Origin of the sequence: Sphingobium limneticum (assembly GCF_008710165.1) — a bacterium.
Classification (GTDB): Bacteria; Pseudomonadota; Alphaproteobacteria; order Sphingomonadales; family Sphingomonadaceae; genus Sphingobium; species Sphingobium limneticum.
Genome location: NZ_VYQA01000009.1, coordinates 136,554 through 156,154 on the forward strand (window position 1 = coordinate 136,554; position 19,601 = coordinate 156,154).

General features: G+C 65.5%; 15 protein-coding genes. 10 read left to right on the forward strand and 5 right to left on the reverse strand.

The window, feature by feature from the left end; translation table 11 throughout:
* Nucleotides 1-6 precede the first annotated feature (6 nt).
* Entirely contained in the window at nucleotides 7-1,155 is a 1,149-nt protein-coding gene (locus tag F4U95_RS13580; RefSeq protein WP_150426035.1) for a GGDEF domain-containing protein, read from the forward strand.
* A 96-nt stretch (nucleotides 1,156-1,251) separates the two neighbouring features.
* Here F4U95_RS13580 and F4U95_RS13585 read toward each other — a convergent pair whose 3' ends face one another.
* Entirely contained in the window at nucleotides 1,252-2,706 is a 1,455-nt protein-coding gene (locus tag F4U95_RS13585) for an AMP nucleosidase (RefSeq protein ID WP_150426036.1), read from the reverse strand.
* A gap of 92 nt (nucleotides 2,707-2,798) precedes the next feature.
* Nucleotides 2,799-3,281, reverse strand: a complete 483-nt coding sequence (locus F4U95_RS13590; protein ID WP_150426037.1) for a peroxiredoxin — start codon at nucleotides 3,279-3,281, stop codon at nucleotides 2,799-2,801.
* Nucleotides 3,282-3,425: 144 nt separating this feature from the next.
* Between F4U95_RS13590 and F4U95_RS13595 the strand changes: the two genes are divergently transcribed.
* From F4U95_RS13595 to trxA, 9 genes are all read left to right on the forward strand, one after another.
* A complete protein-coding gene (locus F4U95_RS13595) occupies nucleotides 3,426-3,986 on the forward strand; it encodes a YqgE/AlgH family protein (protein ID WP_150426038.1) in 561 nt (186 codons plus the stop codon).
* A gap of 121 nt (nucleotides 3,987-4,107) precedes the next feature.
* A complete protein-coding gene (gene ahcY, locus F4U95_RS13600) occupies nucleotides 4,108-5,526 on the forward strand; it encodes an adenosylhomocysteinase (protein ID WP_120250124.1) in 1,419 nt (472 codons plus the stop codon).
* A 151-nt stretch (nucleotides 5,527-5,677) separates the two neighbouring features.
* Entirely contained in the window at nucleotides 5,678-8,026 is a 2,349-nt protein-coding gene (locus F4U95_RS13605; protein WP_150426039.1) for a sensor histidine kinase, read from the forward strand.
* A 7-nt stretch (nucleotides 8,027-8,033) separates the two neighbouring features.
* On the forward strand, nucleotides 8,034-8,477 hold the full coding sequence (tsaE, locus tag F4U95_RS13610) for a tRNA (adenosine(37)-N6)-threonylcarbamoyltransferase complex ATPase subunit type 1 TsaE (RefSeq protein ID WP_425505060.1): 444 nt from the start codon (nucleotides 8,034-8,036) through the stop codon (nucleotides 8,475-8,477).
* Nucleotides 8,474-9,460 carry an aminoglycoside phosphotransferase family protein gene (locus F4U95_RS13615; protein ID WP_150426041.1) on the forward strand — a complete coding sequence of 329 codons (987 nt, stop codon included), beginning with the start codon at nucleotides 8,474-8,476 and terminating at the stop codon, nucleotides 9,458-9,460. The genes tsaE and F4U95_RS13615 overlap by 4 nt, the downstream gene beginning before the upstream one ends.
* The gene (locus F4U95_RS13620) at nucleotides 9,457-10,167 is read left to right on the forward strand and encodes a nucleotidyltransferase family protein (protein ID WP_150426042.1); all 711 of its coding nucleotides are present in this window, start codon (nucleotides 9,457-9,459) and stop codon (nucleotides 10,165-10,167) included. The genes F4U95_RS13615 and F4U95_RS13620 overlap by 4 nt, the downstream gene beginning before the upstream one ends.
* Complete coding sequence (addB, locus tag F4U95_RS13625) at nucleotides 10,160-13,129, forward strand: double-strand break repair protein AddB (RefSeq protein WP_150426043.1); 2,970 nt, start codon at nucleotides 10,160-10,162, stop codon at nucleotides 13,127-13,129. Before F4U95_RS13620 ends, addB begins: the two co-directional genes overlap by 8 nt.
* Nucleotides 13,110-16,547, forward strand: a complete 3,438-nt coding sequence (addA, locus tag F4U95_RS13630; protein WP_150426044.1) for a double-strand break repair helicase AddA — start codon at nucleotides 13,110-13,112, stop codon at nucleotides 16,545-16,547. Before addB ends, addA begins: the two co-directional genes overlap by 20 nt.
* Nucleotides 16,548-16,603: 56 nt before the next feature.
* The gene (gene trxA, locus F4U95_RS13635) at nucleotides 16,604-16,924 is read left to right on the forward strand and encodes a thioredoxin (protein WP_120250131.1); all 321 of its coding nucleotides are present in this window, start codon (nucleotides 16,604-16,606) and stop codon (nucleotides 16,922-16,924) included.
* Between the two features lie 18 nt (nucleotides 16,925-16,942).
* Here trxA and F4U95_RS13640 read toward each other — a convergent pair whose 3' ends face one another.
* Genes F4U95_RS13640 through argJ form a run of 3 tightly spaced genes read right to left on the reverse strand, consistent with a single transcriptional unit; the run spans nucleotide 16,943 to nucleotide 19,597 of the window.
* The gene (locus tag F4U95_RS13640) at nucleotides 16,943-17,551 is read right to left on the reverse strand and encodes a glutathione S-transferase family protein (protein ID WP_150426045.1); all 609 of its coding nucleotides are present in this window, start codon (nucleotides 17,549-17,551) and stop codon (nucleotides 16,943-16,945) included.
* An 11-nt stretch (nucleotides 17,552-17,562) separates the two neighbouring features.
* The gene (locus tag F4U95_RS13645) at nucleotides 17,563-18,357 is read right to left on the reverse strand and encodes an inositol monophosphatase family protein (RefSeq protein WP_425505061.1); all 795 of its coding nucleotides are present in this window, start codon (nucleotides 18,355-18,357) and stop codon (nucleotides 17,563-17,565) included.
* A 13-nt stretch (nucleotides 18,358-18,370) separates the two neighbouring features.
* Nucleotides 18,371-19,597, reverse strand: a complete 1,227-nt coding sequence (gene argJ, locus F4U95_RS13650) for a bifunctional glutamate N-acetyltransferase/amino-acid acetyltransferase ArgJ (RefSeq protein WP_150426046.1) — start codon at nucleotides 19,595-19,597, stop codon at nucleotides 18,371-18,373.
* Nucleotides 19,598-19,601: the final 4 nt, after the last annotated feature.

Consider the following 19,601-nt stretch of genomic DNA (forward strand, 5'->3'; position numbering starts at 1 on the left):
TGGCGCATGAACGCGCCAGCCATTCTTCTTGCCCTGCTCTTTGGCACGGCGACCGTCATGACGATCGCACTGGCTGTGGCCTGGTCCCATTTCGGGCGGCAGAAGCATGTGCTGACCTGGACCGCATCCTATGCGGTCGGCATGTTGCAATGGATGGCCAATGCCGGCGGCTTCTTCCTGAAAAGCCCTTTCTGGTTCATTATTACTGGTATTGGCCTCATCATCAGCGGATCGCTGCTGGCGATCGGCGTGCGCCAGCGATCGGGCAAGCCGTTGCGTCTGGCCGGTTTTGCCGTGCCGGCTGCGATCGTGATAGCGGCGATGGCTTTCGCCATCGGGCCGGTCGGCAGCCAGATCATGCAGGGTTTCATCATTCCGGCTTATGTCGGCGCGTTGCTGGCCGTGAGCGCCTTCTCTCTATGGCCCAAAGATCGGCGCTTTACGCCGCCCGAACTGGCTTTCTGCGCTGCGCTGCTGGCTTTCGTCGTCGTGCAGCTGGCACTGGCGGGGTCGGCCACGCTGATCCGGGGGCCGGAGGCCGGCAAGGATATCTATCGGCTGATCTTCAGCATCTTCATGCCGACCATCTATGTGGCCACCGCCGTCACTGCCGTGCTGGTGGTGGCGGGCGACCTGGCGCTGCAATTGCGCACGCAGATGCGGCACGATCCGCTGACCCAGGTGCTCAACCGTCGGGGGCTGGACGAAGCAGCGGCGCAGGCGATCGCGCAGGCGCGGCGCCACAAGCGACCGCTGGCGCTGGTGGTGTGCGATCTGGATGGGTTCAAGGGGCTGAATGATGGCCATGGCCATATCGCCGGGGACCAGGCTCTGCGCGGCTTCGCTCGCCTGTTGGTGAGTGCGGTGCGGCGCGGTGACGTGGTCGGCCGTATGGGTGGCGACGAGTTCGGCCTGCTGCTGCTGGACAGCGCCGCCACCGCGGCGGCCGAAGTGATGGAGCGTGTGCGCGCCGAGGTTGCCCATCTGGCGCTGCCCGGCGTGCCCGTTACCGGGCTGCGCGCCAGTTTTGGCGTGGCCGAACTCGTGCCGACCGATCAGCAATTGGAAGACATGTTCGCCCGTGCCGATGCGGCCCTCTACACCGCCAAGAAGGACGGCAAGGACCGCATCGCCATCTGGAGCGAAGCTGCTTAGAGCCACCGATCCGATTGCATCGGATCAGCAGCTCTAAATTCTTGGTTAGCCGCGCTTTCCGAGTCGGCAGCCGATTCCGGCCGCCTGGAAAACGCTTTAACGAAAAGGCGGTTCGTTGAAGGCGCGCAGCTTGCGGCTGTGCAGCTTCGCCCCTTCTTCCCGCAGCAATTCGCAGGTCATGAGGCCCACGCGCAAATGGCTGGCGATCGCTTCTTCATAGAAGCGGTTCGCCTGACCAGGCAGCTTCAATTCGCCATGGATTGGCTTGTCCGACACGCAGAGCAGCGTGCCGTATGGGACGCGGAAACGATAGCCCTGCGCCGCGATGGTCGCCGACTCCATGTCGATGCCGACCGCGCGCGACAGGCTGAAGCGCAGGGCCGAGCTGGAATAGCGCAATTCCCAGTTGCGATCGTCGGTGGTGACGACCGTGCCGGTGCGCAGGCGGCGCTTGAAATCCTCCGGATCGCCCTTGCCAAGAACCGCTTCGGCGGCCTGGGCCATGGCGACCTGCACTTCGGCGATGGCCGGCACCGGGATTTCCGGCGGCAGCATTTCGTCCAGCACATGATCGTCGCGCAGATAGGCGTGGGCCAGAACATAGTCGCCGATCCGCTGGCTGGGGCGCAGGCCGCCGCAATGGCCGATCATCAGCCAGGCTTCGGGACGGACGACCGCCAGATGGTCGCAGATCGTCTTCGCGTTGGACGGGCCGACGCCGATATTGACCAAGGTAATGCCGCTGCGATCGGGCGCGATCAGATGATAGGCGGGCATCTGATGCCGGCGCCACGCGCTATCGGCGATCATGCGCGCCGGGTCGGCCGTTTCGGGTGTCACATAGACGCCGCCCGCGCCGGACAAGGCAGTATAACGGCTGCCTTCCCGCTGTAGCTCCTCGCAGGCCCAGGCGACGAATTCGTCGACATAGCGGTGATAGTTGGTGAACAGGATGTATCGCTGCACATGTTCGGCAGGGGTGCCGGTATAATGTTTCAGCCGCGCGAGAGAGAAGTCGGTGCGCAGCCCGTCGAACAGCGCCAGCGGACGGTCGCCATCGACGTCCGGCATGAACAGGCCGTCGGCGATCTCGTCGCCGATCTCGGCCAATTCGGTGGCCGGGAAATAGCGGGCCAATTCGGTCGGCGGCGTGCCGTCCAGCGCGCTCATGTCCAGACCGTCGAGCACATAAGGGAAGGGAATTTGCTGTTCGCTCAGCCCCGTTTCGACCTCTACGCCATAGTCGCGGACCAGCAGGTCGATCTGTTCAGCCAGATAGTCGGCGAACATCGCCGGGCGGGTGACGGTGGTGACATAGCGGCCCGGCTTCGACAGGCGCGCGAAGGAGCGGCCCGGCGGCGGCGCGTCGCTGTCCCCATGATAGATGATCCGCAATTCGGGATAGCAATAGCGCCGGTCGGCCTTCGCCTCGGGCGGCGGGACGCTGCCGTCGCGGGCATAGGCCCGCATCGCTTCCCGCAGAGTTTCGATAGATGTCTGATAGATATGGTCGAGCTGCGCGACCGCCTTGCTGCCGATGCTTTGTGTCATCGCCTCCTGTTAACGCCTTTGCGTGACGGAAGGAAGACGTCGCGTGCAGATCGGGCGGCGGATTTCCGATCCGCCGCCCGATCCGTAAACAATCAGAGCTGTTCGAGCAGGTAATCGGCCGAGGACACCTTGAAATCGCCCGGTGCTTCGATGTTCAGTTCCTCTACCACACCGTCCTTGACGATCATGGAGAAACGCTGGCCGCGCGTGCCCAGGCCGAACTTGCTGCCGTCCATCGTCAGGCCAACCGCCTGCGCAAAATCGGCATTGCCGTCGGCCAGCATCGTAACCTTGCCATCGGCGCCGGCCGACTTGCCCCAGGCGCCCATGACGAAGGCGTCGTTGACGGCGGTGCAGGCGATTTCGTCCACGCCCTTCGCCTTCAAGGCTTCGCTCTTGTCGATGAAGCCGGGCAGATGCTTGGCCGAGCAAGTCGGGGTGAAGGCCCCAGGGACCGAGAAGATCGCAACGGTCTTGCCCGCGAAATAGTCTTCGGACGGCACGGCTTCGGGACCGTTTTCGGTCATCTTCGTGAAAGTGGTGCTGGGAAGGCGATCGCCCTTGGAAATGGTCATGGTCTTGTCTCCTGGCCTTGTGACGGGCGGGAGGTCGGCGCTGGGGGCTTTTCTGTCAAGGGATGCGCCCATGAATATGTCGTGCCGCCCCAATGCTGCGACGCGTGTCCTTGGCAAGTTCATGCGGCCCTCTATATTCGAAGCATGACTGAAACACGCTTCTACGGCGGGCATTTCCTGCTCGCTCTGCCCGGCATGGCCGACACACGCTTCGACCATTCGGTGGTGGCGCTATGCGTGCATGACGAGAATGGCGCGCTGGGCATCGCCGTGGGCGAGGAGATGGAGGGCGTATCCTTCCGCGAACTGCTGGAAAGTTTCGACATCGACGGCAGCCAGGTGCCGGACGTGCCCGTGCTGCGCGGTGGCCCGGTCGAGCCACGTCGCGGCTTCGTCCTCCATTCGCTCGATTGGGGCGGACAGGACATGGTGCAGGTCGGCGACCGCTGGGGCCTGTCCGGTTCGCTCGACATATTGAAGGCGATCGCGGAGGGGCGGGGACCGAACCGTTATCTGGTGGCGCTGGGCTATGCCGGCTGGGGCGCCGGGCAGTTGGAGCAGGAAATGACCGGGGAAAGCTGGTTCCTGGCGGATGGCGATCCCGACCTGCTGTTCGACATTCCCACCCGGCGCAAATGGGCCGCCGCCTACGCCGCCGCCGGGGTGGATGCCTCCCACCTCGTATCGGGCGCCGGTTCGGCATAAGCCACATAAAGAAATCTTTATATGAGTTGCCATGCGCGCCGGCCATTGGTAAGGCGCTTTCCATCGCCTCGCCCGGCATGACGCTGGCAAGGCCTAATCTTTAGCTGACGGAGATACGATCGTGGCCACTGCACCCGCCACCCAGGCGCAGGATTATGTGATCGCCGACATCGCCCTTGCCGCCTTTGGCCGCAAGGAAATCGAGATCGCGGAAACCGAAATGCCCGGCCTGATGGCCCTGCGCGCCGAATTCGGTGCGTCGCAGCCGCTCAAGGGCGCGCGCATCACCGGTTCGCTGCACATGACGATCCAGACCGCCGTGCTGATCGAAACGCTGACCGCGCTGGGTGCGCAGGTCCGCTGGGCGACCTGCAACATCTATTCCACGCAGGATCATGCCGCCGCCGCGATCGCCGCGTCGGGCGTGCCGGTCTTCGCGATCAAAGGCGAAACGCTCCAGGAATATTGGGACTATGTCGAGCGCATCTTCGACTGGCACAATGACGACAGCGGCGTGTGCAACCTGATCCTGGACGATGGCGGCGACGCCACCATGTTCGCCCTGTGGGGCGCGCGCGTCGAGGCGGGCGAAGAGCTGTTCACGCCGTCGAACGAGGAAGAGGAAATCTTCGTCGCCGTGCTGAAGCGCGTGTTGAAGGAACGCCCCGGCTTCCTGACCAAGACCGTCCAGTCGATCAAGGGCGTTTCGGAAGAAACCACCACCGGCGTGCATCGCCTGTATGAACTGTCGAAGAAGGGCAAGCTGCCTTTCCCCGCGATCAACGTGAACGACAGCGTCACCAAGTCGAAGTTCGACAATCTCTATGGCTGCAAGGAATCGCTGGTCGACGCGATCCGTCGCGGCACCGACGTCATGCTGGCCGGCAAGGTCGCCTGCGTCGCCGGCTTCGGTGACGTCGGCAAGGGTTCGGCCGCGTCGCTGCGCAATGGCGGCGCCCGCGTGCTGGTAACCGAAGTCGATCCGATCTGCGCGTTGCAGGCCGCGATGGAAGGCTATGAAGTCGTGACGATGGAAGACGCCGCCCCGCGCGCCGACATCTTCGTCACCGCGACCGGCAACGAAGGCGTCCTGACCGTCGATCACATGCGCGCCATGAAGAATATGGCGATCGTGTCGAACATCGGCCATTTCGACAGCGAAATCGAAATCGCCGGTCTGTCGAACATGAAGTGGACCGAAATCAAGCCGCAGGTCGACGAAGTCGAATTCCCCGACGGCAAGAAGATCATCGTCCTGTCGAAGGGCCGTCTGGTCAATCTGGGCAACGCCACCGGCCACCCCAGCTTCGTGATGTCGGCCAGCTTCACCAACCAGACGCTGGCGCAGATCGAACTGTGGACCAAGAGCGAAACCTACGGCAACGACGTCTATGTCCTGCCCAAGCATCTGGACGAAAAGGTCGCCGCGCTGCATCTGGAAAAGCTGGGCGTGAAGCTGACCCAGCTCAGCCAGCGTCAGGCCGACTATATCGGCGTGCCGGTGGAAGGCCCGTTCAAGCCTGACCATTATCGCTACTAAGCGAACGCCGTCAGGCAAAAGGAAATGGGGGAGGCGGCAACGCCTCCCTTTTTTCTTGTCCGCTTGGCTTGGCCATGGCGCCGTTCTGGTTTAGGCCCGGTCGGCTTATGAACAGGGACAGGCAGGCTAGGGCGCGCAAGGGGCGGATGTCATGACGACATTGTCGCCTTATGCCGCGATCATCTTCGGCGTGGTGCTGGCCGGATGGCTGGGCGCGGCGGTCTGGGCGCTGCTCAGCGGACAGCGGATGCGCCGTGAAGGGACGCAGGCGCAGGGCAAGCTGGATCGGCTGACGACCCTGTTGGCGTCGGCCCCCGCCGCGCCGATCATCATCCATCCCGACGGCCGGCTGGAAGCCGCCGACCGCCTCGCCAAATGGCTGGGCAAGCCGCGTGTGCCGACCTTCGCTTCCGAACTGACTGCCCCCGATGGCGGGCTGGAGCCGGAAGATGCGGCCGTGCTGGCGCAGGAAATCGCGTCGGCCCAGCGAGCGGGGAAGAGTTTCTCGCTACCGGTGCGCGGCCATGGCTCTTCGCGCTTGCTGCTTGTACGCGGTGCGCCCGCCGGGCCGGGCATCGCGGCGAGCGGTGGCGTCATCCTGTGGATTTTCGACGCGACCGACAGCCAGGCCGAAATCCAGTCTCTGCGCGGCCATGTCGAGCAATTGCGCGATGCACTGGAGGCTTTGGCGGGACTGGTCGAGGCTGCGCCCTTCCCGATGTGGCATCGCACACCGGACCTGCGCCTCAGCCTGGTCAACAGCGCCTATGTGCGCGCGGTCGATGCGTCGGGCGCGGCCGATGTCATCGCTCACGGCACCGAACTGGTCGAAACGGTGGCGGGCCTGACCCCCGAGGCGGCCGCCGCCGATGCGATCGCCCGCGACGAACCGATCGAGCGCATGGTGCCCGCCACGATCGATGGTGAGCGGCGCACAATGCGAGTCGTGGACGTGCCGCTGGGGCCGGCCGGCGTAGCGGGCTATGCGGTCGATCAGCATGAACTGGAACAGGCGCGGACCGAGCATCGGCGGCTGGAAACGGCGCAACGCGACCTGCTCGATCGGCTGTCGGCTGGCGTGGCGCGCTTTGGTCCGGATCGGGCGCTGCGCTTCTGGAACCAGCCCTTCATCAGCCTGTTCGGCCTGCGCCAGGACGCGCTGACCGACGCGCCTTTGTTCGAGCGTGTGCTGGACCAGATGCGCGACGCGCGCCGTATTCCCGAACATCGCGATTTCCCGGCATGGCGGACCGAAAGGCGACAATGGTTCCTGTCGCCCAACCCGCTGGAAGAAAACTGGCTGTTGCAGGATGGCACCCATTTACGCGTCTATGCCCAGCCGCTGCCCGATGGCGGCCTGCTGCTGATTTTCGAAGATCGGACCGAGCAGGTGCAATTGTCGAGCGCGCGCGACACGCTGCTCCGGGTGCGAACCGCAACCTTCGACAATCTGTTCGAATCGATCGGCGTCTTCTCGTCGGACGGCAAATTGCAGATGTGGAACAGCCGGTTCCGCACCATCTGGGGCGCGAGCGAGGATCTGCTCGCCGGTCATCCGCGCATCGACGATCTGATGCGGGCGGTACAGGCCAAACTGACGAAGCCGGAACAGGCCAATCTGGTACGCGAACTGGTGCGTGCTGCCACGGTCGAGCGCAAACAGCGCATCGGCCATGTCGGTTTTGCCGATGGGCGCATCTTCGAATTTGCCGCCATCCCGCTGCCGGACGGCAATGCGCTTTTCACCATGCTGGACGTAACCGACAGCCGCCGCGTCGAGCAGGTGCTGCGCGACCGGAACGAGGCGCTGGAGCAGGCGGACAAGGTCAAGACCGCTTTCGTCACCAATATGAGCTATGAATTGCGCACCCCGCTGACCACCATTTCCGGCTTCGCCGAGATGATGAGCGCGGGCTATGCAGGCGAATTGAGCGTGCCGGCGCAGGGCTATGTCGACGGCATTCTGCAAAGCACGGCGCGCCTGTCGATGCTGATCGACAATGTGCTGGACCTGACACAGGGGGAGGTCGGCACACTGCCGATCGAACATGCGCGGGTCGATCTGGCCAAGGTGGTGCAGGACAGCGCCAGCCGGATGACGATGGACGCCATCGCCAAGGGCATAGAGATTGAGATCGCGTTGAAGGAGAGCCTGGGCGCGGTGCAGGGCGATGCGCGCCGGATCGGTCAGGCGATCGACCATCTGCTGGAAAATGCGATCCGCTATTGCGGCAAGGGTGCGCGCATCCTGCTGCATGGTGACGGTACAAGCGAAAAGGCCCGGATCGTCGTGTCGGATAATGGTCCCGGCATCGCCGCGCCGCAGCAGACGGCCATCTTCGATCCCGCTGCCCGCGCGGGGCAGGCGCGCAATGGTGGCCGGGCCGGTATCGGCCTCCCGCTCGCGCGGCAACTGGCAGAGGCACATGATGGAACGTTGCAACTGGTATCGGAAGCCGGGCAGGGCACCATGGTGGTGATCGAATTGCCCCGTGGCTGAGGTCGTGATGGAGTTGAGCGGTGAGGCTGCGATGCTGGATCTGGGCCGGCGGATCGCGATCCATGCCCGGATCGGCGACGTCATCGCGCTGGAAGGCGGGCTTGGCGCGGGCAAGACGACGCTGGCGCGTGGCATATTGGAGGCATTGGGTCTGGAGGGCGAAGCGCCCAGTCCCAGCTTCGCCATCGTCCAGCCCTATGATGTGCCGGACGTTCGCCTGCCGGTCGCGCATGTCGATCTCTATCGGCTGGATGCGCCGGAAGAGGCCGAGGAACTGGCGCTGGGCGACTATCTGATGGACAGTCTGCTCATCATCGAATGGCCCGACCGGCTGGGCGATGGGCTTTGGGGCCATGCCCTGCGCCTTAACATCGACTTTACGGAAGATAACGCGCGGCGCTTGACAGCGGACGTGCCGGACGCTTGGACGGATCGATGGTCACAGATATGATCCCCCCCGCCACCGCGCCCGCCTTCCTTGCCGACGCGGGATGGGATGGAGCCGCCATCGTCCCGCTTGCCGGCGACGCATCCTTCCGCCGCTATTTTCGCGTGCTGGACGGCGGCCGCCGCGCCGTGCTGATGGACGCGCCGCCGCCCCATGAAGATCCGCGCCCCTTCATCGCCATCGCCGAACATCTGCTGGCCGACGGTTTCGCCGCGCCGCGGATATTGGCGCGCGATCTGGAGCAAGGGCTGGTGCTGATCGAGGATTTCGGCGACCTGCGCGTCAAGGAACATCTGGACGAGGCGCCTGACGCCGAACTGGCCGTGTATGCCCGCGCGATCGACCTGCTGGCGGATCTGCACACATTGCCCGCCGCCGATGTTCCGCCCTATGACCGGGCCGTCTATCAGCGCGAGGCCGGGCTGCTGACCGAATGGTATTGCCCGGCGATCGGCATTGACGTCGATGCAGACGGCTATGCCCGCGCCTGGGACGCGGTGCTGCCGATCGTGGAACAGTCGGCCAGCCCGACCGTGACGGTGCTGCGCGACTATCATGCCGAAAATATCATGTTGATCGATGGGCCGGCCTCCCATGGCCTGGGCCTGCTCGACTTCCAGGATGCGCTGGCCGGCCACCCGGCCTATGATCTGGTGTCGCTGTTGCAGGATGCCCGACGCGACGTGCCGGTCGACGTCGAAGCCGCGATGCTCGCCCATTACAAGACTGTCGCCAATCCGCCGGCCGATTTCGACGCCGCCTATGCGGTGCTGGGTGCGCAGCGCAATGCCAAGATCATCGGCATTTTCACGCGCCTGTGGAAACGCGACGGCAAGCCGCGTTACCTGTCTTACCTGCCGCGTATGTGGAGCCTGCTGGAGCGCGACCTCCAGCATCCGGCCCTGGCGCCCGTCGCCGACTGGTTCGCCGCCAATATTCCCGCCGACAAGCGCCATGATGCGCTCGAGGAGCATATTCCCGCATGATCGACACCGCCATGCTGATGGCCGCCGGGCTGGGCAAGCGCATGCGTCCGCTGACCGCGACCCGGCCCAAGCCGCTGGTCAAGGTCGCGGGCAAGCCGCTGATGGACCATGCCCTGGACCGGCTGGAGGCGGGCGGCATCAGGAAGGTGGTGGTGAACGTCCATTATCTGGCCGACACGGTCGAGGCGCATTTGAAGGCGCGCAAATGCGGGCTGGATTTCGCCGTGTCGGACGAGCGGGCAAAGCTGCTGGAAACCGGTGGCGGGCTGATCAAGGCAAAGCCGCTGCTGGGCGACGCGCCGTTCATCTGCGCCAATAGCGACAATTTGTGGATCGACGGGCCGCAGGAAACGCTGGGCATGATGCAGCGTGTCTGGAACCCGGACAAGATGGACGCGCTGCTGTTGCTAGTGCCGCTGGCGCGCGCCAACTGTCACAAGGGGCCGGGCGATTTCCATATGGACCCGACCGGCCGGTTGACCCGGCGCAAGACCGCCCATGTCGCGCCGTTCGTCTTTACCGGCGTGCAGATCATGACGCCATCGCTGCTGATCGATCCGCCGGCGGATGTCTTTTCCACCAACATCTTCTGGAACCGCGCGATCGAGGCGGGCCGTCTTTACGGCGTGTCGCATCAGGGCCTGTGGTTCGATGTCGGTACGCCGCAGGCCATTCCCGTCGTGGAGTCGATGCTCGCTCATGGGTGAGCGCAGCCAACCCGCTTTGTTCACCATCCCCGCGCATCGCGCCTTTGCCGATGCGCTGGTAGCGGGCCTGCTGGCGCAGCATCGCGGCGATCCGATGGCGCTGGCGCAGGGCATGGTGCTGCTGCCCAACAACCGGGCGATCCGTGCCGTCAGCGACGCCTTCGTGCGCCAGTCGAACGGCGGTCTGCTGTTGCCGCGCCTGGTCGCGATCGGCGATCCGGAGCTTGGGGAACAGGTCGGCGGCGCGCTCGATCCGCTGGGTGAGGAAGACGCGGTGCCGCCCGCGATCGCACCGATGCGCCGGCAGATGATCCTGGCGCGGATGGTACAGGCGGCCAAGCCAGACATCGACGCGGGCCAGGCATTGCTGCTGGGGCAGGCGTTGGGCGCCGTGCTGGATCAGATGCAGGTGGAGCGAGTGCCGCTGAGCGCGCTGCACAAGCTGCAACTGTCCGACGAACTGTCGAAACATTGGCAGACGTCGTTGACCATGTTCGAAATTTTGATCGCGCAGTGGCCGATGGAACTGGCCCGGACCGGTTGCATCGACTTGGCCGATCGCCGGAACCGGCTGTTCGATCGGCTGACGGTGCGTTGGGGCGCGCATCCGCCTGCCGGCTTCGTGGCGGCGGCGGGCATCGCCTCTACCGCGCCCGCTGTCGCCGCATTGCTCCGCCGGATCGGCATGATGGCGACCGGCATGGTCGTGTTCGCCGGCCTCGACCAGCATATGGATGAGGAAGCATGGCAGGCGATCGGTCCGTTCGACCCCGATCCCGTCACCGGTCGCGCGCCGTCCGGCCATGAAAGCCATCCCCAATATGCGCTGAAGCGCCTGCTCGACGCCATGAGCGCAACCCGCGAGGATGTCGCCAACTGGCGCTGGGGCAGCGAGCATGATGCCCGTGCGGTGCGCAGCCGCAATATCTCCAACGCGATGCTCCCACCCCGGCTGACCAGCCGCTGGCGCGACCTGAAAACCGCCGACCGTTCGCTGAGCGGCGTGGAAGCACTGGAAGTCGCGACACCGGGCGAGGAGGCGCAGGCGATCGCCATTGCCCTGCGCGAGGCTCTGGAAACGCCCGAACGCACCGCCGCTTTGGTGACGCCCGACCGGCAACTGGCGACGCGCGTGTCCGCTCATCTGCGCCGCTGGGGCATAGCGGCCGACGATTCCGCCGGTCAGCCTCTCTCGCGCCTGCTCCCCGGTACGCTGCTGATCACCATGGCGGAGGCGGTCGCGGAACGCTTCGCGCCGGTGCCGCTGCTGACGCTGCTGAAACATCCGCTGGTCATGCGTGGCGAAGGACGGCTTGGCTGGCTGGAAGGCGTACGCGCGCTCGACCTGCTGCTGCGCGGACCGCGGCCGCAGGCGGGGCTGCACGGCATCGACCTGCTGCTGCTCCCACGTCCGGACGATCGCCAGCGCGTGCTGCGCGAGGCGGTACGGGAGTGGTGGCCGCAAGCCCGCGCCCTGCTGGAGCCATTGGAAAGCGGCTTTGACCGGGCCATCGATCTTGGCGAGCAACTGGCGGCCTTGCGCGAGCAGGCTGGGGCATTGTCAGGCGATGCGGTCTGGTCCGGCCATCAGGGTCACGCCGCCGCCGACCTGTTCGCCGAAATGGAGGCTGCCGCGCCCGAAGGCCCACGTCAGGCCGATCCGCGCGCGCTACCGGTATTGCTGGACCATATGCTGGGCGGCGTTTCGGTGCGCCCGCCACAGGGCGGCCATCCGCGCATCAGCATATTGGGCCTGATCGAAGCGCAGTTGATGCAGGCCGACCTCATGATCCTGGGCGGCCTGAACGAAGGCACATGGCCGGGCCTGCCATCTCCCGACCCTTGGCTGGCGCCGCGCATCCGGCGCGAACTGGGGTTGCCGGGGCTGGAAATGCGGATCGGCCTTGCCGCGCATGATTTCGCCAGCGCACTAGGTGCGCCCCATGTCCTTATCACCCGCGCGCGGCGCGGGAGCGGCGGGCCGGCGGTTGCTTCACGCTTCTGGTTGCGCCTGAAGGCCATGGCCGGACCGCAATGGAAAACGGCGCAGCGCTACGCGATGCTGGCGCAGGCGATGGATGCGCCCGGCGCGCATCGCCCGGCCGAACGCCCAGCGCCTGCGCCGCCCGCTTCCGTGCGACCGAACCTCATTCCCGTCACCGATGTCGATCGGCTGAAGGCCGACCCCTTCGCCTTCTACGCCAAGCGGGTGTTGCGCCTGGCCCGGCTCGACCCGGTCGATGCCGATGCCGGCCCGGCCTGGCGTGGCACGGCGGTCCACGACATTCTCCAGCGCTGGGCGGAAGCCGGAACGCTGGACCCCGCCGATCTGGAAGAACGCGCACGCGCCATGTTCGACCAGCCGGAGGTCCACCCGCTGCTCAAGGCCCTGTGGCAGCCCCGGTTGATCGAAGCGATCCGCTGGATCGCGGCCGAAGTGGTGAAGGACAAGGCGGAAGGCCGCACCATCCTGGCGGTCGAGCGGGAAGGGCGAGCCGACATTGCCGGCGTGACGCTGATGGGCAAGGCCGACCGGATCGATCGGCTCGCCGACGGAGGCATCGGCATCATCGATTACAAGACCGGCAAGCCGCCCAGCGCGCGGCAGGTGAAGGCCGGCTTTTCCCTGCAATTGGGGTTGCTGGGCATCATCGCCGAGATGGGCGGATTCGACGGGCTGGGATCGCAACCCAAGGCCGGCGATTTCGAATATTGGTCGCTGGCCAAGAAGGGCGACCAGTTCGGCTATCGCGAACGTCCGGTCGATCCGCTGGGCAAGCGTGACAAGATCGTCACCGACCAGTTCACCGCCCACGCCCATGAGCATTTCGAGGAACTGGCCAACGCCTTCCTTCTGGGCACCGCGCCTTTCCGGGCGGAGATCAACCCCGAAGTCGCCAATTATGGCGATTATGATCAGCTGATGCGGCTGGAGGAATGGTATGGCCGCGACGATGGCTAAGACGCGCGCGCTTCAGAAATTGCTGGGCGATCAGGCGCGGGCCGCCGCGCCCGACGCGCATGTGTGGCTGTCGGCATCGGCCGGCACGGGCAAGACCCATGTGCTGACCGCCCGCGTCTTCCGCTTGCTACTGCAAGGCGTGAGGCCGGAAAATATCCTGTGCCTGACCTTCACCAAGGCGGGCGCCGCGGAAATGGCGGACCGCATCCATGACCGACTGGCGGCATGGGTTCAAATGGACGGGCCCGCGCTGGCGGGTGACCTGATCGCACTGGGCGAAGATCATGGGCCGGAGCAGCAGGAGCAGGCCCGGCGCCTCTTCGCCGAAGTGCTGGAATCCACCGGCGGCGGCCTGCGCATCCAGACCATTCACGGCTTTTGCCAGCAATTGCTGACCGCCTTCCCTCTGGAAGCCGAACTGACGCCGGGCTTTCGCCCCCTCGACCAGCGCGAACAGTCCGGGTTGGCCCGGCAGACGCTGGCGGACATGGTGGTGCAGGCGCATGATCTGGGCGATGAAGCGCTGATCGGCGCGTTGCAGGCGATCAGCCTGCGGCTGGGCGAGGGCGGCGCGGAACAGTTTCTGCTGCGCTGCGCGGCGAAGGGCGATGCGCTGGACGAACTGCCCGACGCGATCGGGCCGTGGCTGGCGGCCGAACTGGAATTGCCCGATGGCGATATCGATCAATGGCTTGGCGAACAATGTTCCGACGCCATGTTCGATATGAGGACGCTGGACGGGATCGTTCGGGCCAATGTGGATTGGGGCAAGGGACGCGGACTGGAGCGGTGCGATCGCATCGCGGCCTGGCGGGCGCTGGACCCGGCGGGTCGGGCGGCGACGCTTGTCGACCTGCACCGCGCCTGGGCCAAGGCGGACGGCGACCTGATCGATGCCAAGGGGTGGGTGCCACCGGTCGACGGCTATATCGAGATGGCGGCGCGGCTGCATGAGCGCAGCGGCGCGCTGATCGCGATGAAATTGCGCGCCGACTATGCCGCCTTGTTGGCGCAGGCATTGCATGCCGGGCGCGCTTATGCTCGCGCCTATGCGCACGGCAAGCGACTGGCGGGCGCGGTCGATTTCGACGATCTGATCGCGCGCACCGCATCGCTGCTGGAACAGCCGGGTATTGCCGAATGGATTCGCTATAAGCTGGACCAGCGGATCGACCATATCTTGGTGGACGAAGCACAGGACACCAATGCCGCGCAATGGCGGATCGTCCGCACCCTGGCCGAAGAGTTTTTCGCAACCGAATGGGAGCCGGGGCAGAAGGTCCGCACCATCTTCACCGTGGGCGATTTCAAACAGGCGATCTTCGGTTTTCAGGGCACCAGCCCGGCCAATTTCGAAGCCGCCCGTCTGCTGTTCAATCGGGATGCCGACCAGTCGGGACATGAATTTTTCAACCTTTCGCTGGACCAGAGTTTCCGATCGACGCCGGCCGTGCTGGACGTGGTGGATCGCACCATCGCCACGCTGACCGCGCAGAAGCTGGGCATGGCGCCGAGCGAGGTCCGCCACATCAGCGCCAACCGTCATCCCGGCGAAGTGCAACTGTGGAAACCCGTCGTCGCTGGCCTGTCCGAGGATGCAGAGGGTGAAGAGGATTGGGCCGCCGATCAGGAAAGAACGTTGGCGACCAAGATCGCCCGCCAGATCCGCCAATGGATCGACGACGGGTTGATGCTGGAAAGCCGGGGTCGGCCGGTTCGAGCGGGCGACATCATGATTCTCGTGCGGCGGCGTAGCGAACTGGCACGCCTGATCGTCGCGCGCCTCTATGAGGAGAAGGTGGCGGTCGCGGGAATCGACCGGTTGCGGCTGAACAGCCCGCTCGCGGTACGCGACCTTCTGGCGGCGTTGCGCTTTGCGGTGCAGCCGGAGGATGAACTGAACCTCGCCGCACTGCTGGTGTCGCCGCTGATCGGCTGGACCCAGGACGAGTTGATGACGCGCCTGATCGGCCGCAAGGGCGGACTGTGGCGGCATTTGCGCGAGACGCGGGACGAGGTGCTGCTGCAACCGCTGCGCGATCTGCTGGCTATGGCGGATTTCTCGACCCCCTATCGCTATCTAGAGGGGATCCTGTCCGGGCCGATGAACGGCCGCCGTCGCCTGATCGAGCGGCTGGGAACCGAAGCTGCCGACCCGATCGAGGAATTGCTGAACGCCGCGCTCGCCTTCGAAAGCGACGACCATCCATCGCTTCAGCGGTTCATCGACTGGTTCGACCGGGGCGAGGTGGACATCGTTCGCGACGCGGCGGCGCAGGGCGACATGCTACGCCTGCTGACCGTCCATGGCGCCAAGGGATTGCAGGCACCGATCGTGGTCCTGGCCGACGCCTGCCTGGACCCGGACGCCGGCAACCGCGCGGACTCGCTGGTCTGGAACGGCCTGCCGATCCTGGCCCCGCGCAAGCCCGAGCGGCAGGGGCCGATCGGCGACGTCGCCGAAGCCGCCGCGCAGGTGGAGCGGGAGGAGCATTGGCGCCTGCTCTATGTCGCGTTGACGCGCGCGGAAGAGCGGCTGATCGTCGCCGGATCGCTTGGCCCCCGCGCGAAGGGGGAGGTGAAGCCGGAAAGCTGGTACGCAGCGGTCGAGGCCGCGATGATCTCGCTCGGCGCGGAATGGGATGCCGATCCGCTCTGGGGCGCGACCCGGCGCTGGCGTGGTACGGAAGTGCTGCCGCCCAAGGCTCCGGAGGCTGAAAGCGCGATCGAAGCGGTCACGCTGGATCAGCCGACCTGGCTGCGCCAGCCCGCCCCGGCCGAATCGCGGCCACCCCGGCCGCTCGCGCCGTCGGCCCCGGTCGAGGATGATGTGCCCTATCCGCCGCCGACCCTAGCGATGCGCGCGGCGGCGGAGCGGGGCCGCTGGCTCCATGCGTTGTTCGAACGGTTGCCTGTCCTTGCATCTGATCGTCGGCGCGACGCAGCGGATCGCTGGCTGGTGCAGCAGGGCGTCACCGACGCGGCGCAGCGGCATGACGTCATCGACCAGGCACTCCGCGTGATCGAAGCGCCGGACTTTGCCGCGCTGTTCGGGCCGGATGCGCTGGCCGAAGCACCGATCGCTGCCGTGGTGGGGGAGGCGGTCATCGCCGGCACGGTCGACCGCCTGTGCATCGGTCCCGATCGCATCCAGATCGCCGATTTCAAGACCGGCCGGGTCGCGCCGCTGACGCTGGCGGACGTCCCGATCCCGCACATCCGGCAAATGGCGGCCTATGTCGCGGCGCTGGAGGTGATCTTTCCTGATCGCATGATCGAGGCAGGGCTGCTCTACACCAGCGCGCCCCGGCTGATCATCATACCACCCGCAGCGCTGGCGGCGCACAAGCCGGGCCTCGCGCCGCTCGCGGCGCACAAGCCCGACTATGTGCCCGCGCAGGAGAATTTGCCGCTCTGACCCGTTGAGCCGGATGCGCGCTCACCCTAGATAGACTTCAAGTAAAGGAGACACTCATGGCCACCAAGGCAGTTACCGACCTCAGCTTCAAGGACGACGTCATCAACGCGGACAAGCCCGTGCTTGTCGATTTCTGGGCCGAATGGTGCGGCCCGTGCAAGATGATCGGCCCGGCTCTGGAGGAAATCTCCGAAGAGCTGGCCGACAAGGTCATCATCGCGAAGATCAATATCGACGAAAATCCCGACGCGCCGGGCCAATATGGCGTGCGCGGCATCCCGACGATGATCCTGTTCAAGAATGGCGAAGCGGCCGCGACCAAGGTCGGCGCCGCGCCCAAGAGCGCGCTCAAGGGCTGGATCGAAAGCGTCCTGTAAGCGGTTAAGCGTGCGGGCCTATGTCAGCGGGATCATCACCGACTGGGCATAGGCCGGCCGCCCACGCAGCCGGTCGTACCAAGCGCGCACATGCGGCACATCGGGCCGCTCCATATCCAGCGTGAAAAATGTGTGGGCGTAAACGCCCATCGGCACATCCGCGACACCGAAAGAGACACCCGAAAGCCAGGGCTGCACCGCAAGCGTGCGGTCCAATATCCGCATCGCCGCGCCGGATGCCGCCGCCGATGCCGCCAATAGCTGTCCATCTCGCTGTTCGGGCGCGCGCCGCACCAGTTGCAGGAAAGCGTCGCGCTGCGCATCTGCAAACGCGAATTGCCAGTCCATCCACTTGTCGCCCTGCGCCCGTTCCGCAGGATTGGCCGGCCATAGGGCAGGGGCATAACGCGCCGCCAGATAGCGCAGGGTCGCGTTGGATTCCCACAAGGTGACGTCGCCATCCTCGATCGTGGGGATCAACGCATTGGGGTTTTTCGCCAGATAGTCGGCGCTCATGCCGAATGCGCCGCCCACATCATGGCGGACATAGGGCAGGCCGATTTCGTCGGCGAACCAGGCAACCTTCTTCACATTATGCGAATTCAACCGGCCCCAGATCGTCAGCATGGCATATCCTTCTATCCGAACAGCGTCGCCGCCGCCCGATCCCATAGGCGCGGCGAGGATGCCCCCATCAACCCGCGCCGCAAGTCGCCCACTATATAAGGCGTCCCGTCGGTGCGCTGGCAGCAACCGCCCGCCTCATTGACGAACAGCGTGCCCGCCGCATGATCCCAGGGCAAAGTCCGCGCAAAGACCGAGACGTCATTCTGACCCAGCACCAGTCGGGGATATTGTTCGGCGGCACAGCGGGGGATATCCACCAGCGTGAAACTGCCGTGCGACCGGCGCTGAATGTCGGCGCGTTCTTCCTCCGGCATGAAATAAACGGCCAGCGCCGCGATCGGCAGGTCGCCGCCACTCTCGCGCGCCTGCACCCGTTCGCCATCGATATGGCTGCCGCCGCCCAGCATCGCATGGCACAATCGCCCGGTCAGCGGATCGAGGATCCATCCGGCCAGCGTCGTGCCGCCATCGACCAGCGCCACCATGATGCCGAAGGGTGCCTTGCCCGCCGCGAAATTGCCGGTCCCGTCGATCGGGTCGATGATCCAGTTCAGGCCCTGACCGGCCCGGTCCAATATGGCAGGATCGACGGCGCAGGCTTCCTCACCGATGACGCCGGCTTCGGGCAGGATCGCGGCCAGCCCTTCGGCCAGCCGCAATTCGCTTTCCTTGTCGGCGATGGTGACGAAATCATTCGCCGCCTTCTCGCTGACTTCGTCGCTGGACAGGTTTTGGTAACGCGGCATGACGATGTCGCGCCCAACCTGCCGCATCAGCGCGACGACGGGTTCGTGCAGTTCCAGCATCAGCTCCGCCCTCTCAACTGCGGTAATCCGCATTGATGGAGATATAGCCATGGGTCAGGTCGCAGGTCCAAACCTGCGCTCGCCCTTCGCCCAGGCCGATGTCGACGCCGATGACGATATCCTGGCCCTTCAGGTGCGCGGCGACGGGCGCCTCGTCATAGCCCTCGACTGCAAGGCCGCCGGTCGCCACCTGCGTCGCGCCGAAGCGGATCGACAGCTTGTCGCGGTCGGCCGGTTCGCCCGCCTTGCCCACGGCCATGACGACGCGGCCCCAATTGGCATCCTCACCAGCGATCGCGGTCTTGACCAGAGGAGAGTTGGCAATCGACAAAGCGATGCGATGCGCGCTTTCGTCGCTCTCCGCGCCTTCGACGCTGATGTCGATGAACTTGCTCGCGCCTTCGCCGTCGCGCACCACCAGATGCGCAAGCTGGCGGCACAGATCGCTCAGCGCCGCATGGAAGGCGTCGGCGCCGGCATCGTCCATGGATGCGAGCAGAACATTGCCGGCCTTGCCGGTGGCGAAGGCCAGCACAGTGTCGCTGGTCGACGTATCGCTATCGACCGTTATGCAGGAGAAGGTCTTGCGATTGGCGGCCGAGAGCATCTGTTGCAACAGGGCCGGGTCGATCGAAGCATCGGTGAAGATATAGCCCAGCATCGTCGCCATATCGGGCGCGATCATGCCCGATCCCTTGATGATGCCGACCAGTTCGACGCGCTGCTCGCCGATCATGGCGGACACATGCGCGCCCTTGGCGAAGGTGTCGGTCGTGCCGATCGTGGTCGCGGCCTCTTCCCAACCACAGGGTGTGACGGTGAAGGCCGCTTCCAGCCCGGCTTCGGCCTTGTCGATCGGCAGCGGCACGCCGATCACGCCGGTCGAAGACACGAAAATATCCGATGGCAGGCAGCCAAGATGATTGGCGACCTTGGCCGCGATCGCTTCTACCGCTGCGCGGCCGCGATGACCGGTGAAGGCATTGGCGTTGCCGGCATTGACCACCAGCGCGCGGGCCGAGCCCAGCGGAATGGCGTCGCGGCACCATTCGACTTCCGGAGAGGGGCATTTGCTCTGCGTTGTCACCCCGGCGACGGCGGTGCCGGCTTCCAGTTCCACATAGGTCAGGTCGCATCGCGTCCATGCCTTGTACCCGGCGCGCGCGGTGCGCAGCGTCACTCCATCAATGACGGGCAGGATCGGGAAGGCGGCGGGGGCGAGGGGGGAGCGATCGGTCATAACG

What these genes read in the sequence shown, in the direction of transcription:
- F4U95_RS13580 (WP_150426035.1), top strand. Translation starts at nt 7, where the DNA reads ATGAACGCGCCAGCCATTCTTCTTGCCCTGCTCTTTGGCACGGCGACC.
- F4U95_RS13585 (WP_150426036.1), bottom strand. Translation starts at nt 2,706, where the DNA reads ATGACACAAAGCATCGGCAGCAAGGCGGTCGCGCAGCTCGACCATATC.
- F4U95_RS13590 (WP_150426037.1), bottom strand. Translation starts at nt 3,281, where the DNA reads ATGACCATTTCCAAGGGCGATCGCCTTCCCAGCACCACTTTCACGAAG.
- F4U95_RS13595 (WP_150426038.1), top strand. Translation starts at nt 3,426, where the DNA reads ATGACTGAAACACGCTTCTACGGCGGGCATTTCCTGCTCGCTCTGCCC.
- F4U95_RS13605 (WP_150426039.1), top strand. Translation starts at nt 5,678, where the DNA reads ATGACGACATTGTCGCCTTATGCCGCGATCATCTTCGGCGTGGTGCTG.
- tsaE (WP_425505060.1), top strand. Translation starts at nt 8,034, where the DNA reads ATGGAGTTGAGCGGTGAGGCTGCGATGCTGGATCTGGGCCGGCGGATC.
- F4U95_RS13615 (WP_150426041.1), top strand. Translation starts at nt 8,474, where the DNA reads ATGATCCCCCCCGCCACCGCGCCCGCCTTCCTTGCCGACGCGGGATGG.
- F4U95_RS13620 (WP_150426042.1), top strand. Translation starts at nt 9,457, where the DNA reads ATGATCGACACCGCCATGCTGATGGCCGCCGGGCTGGGCAAGCGCATG.
- addB (WP_150426043.1), top strand. Translation starts at nt 10,160, where the DNA reads ATGGGTGAGCGCAGCCAACCCGCTTTGTTCACCATCCCCGCGCATCGC.
- addA (WP_150426044.1), top strand. Translation starts at nt 13,110, where the DNA reads ATGGCCGCGACGATGGCTAAGACGCGCGCGCTTCAGAAATTGCTGGGC.
- trxA (WP_120250131.1), top strand. Translation starts at nt 16,604, where the DNA reads ATGGCCACCAAGGCAGTTACCGACCTCAGCTTCAAGGACGACGTCATC.
- F4U95_RS13640 (WP_150426045.1), bottom strand. Translation starts at nt 17,551, where the DNA reads ATGCTGACGATCTGGGGCCGGTTGAATTCGCATAATGTGAAGAAGGTT.
- F4U95_RS13645 (WP_425505061.1), bottom strand. Translation starts at nt 18,357, where the DNA reads ATGCTGGAACTGCACGAACCCGTCGTCGCGCTGATGCGGCAGGTTGGG.
- argJ (WP_150426046.1), bottom strand. Translation starts at nt 19,597, where the DNA reads ATGACCGATCGCTCCCCCCTCGCCCCCGCCGCCTTCCCGATCCTGCCC.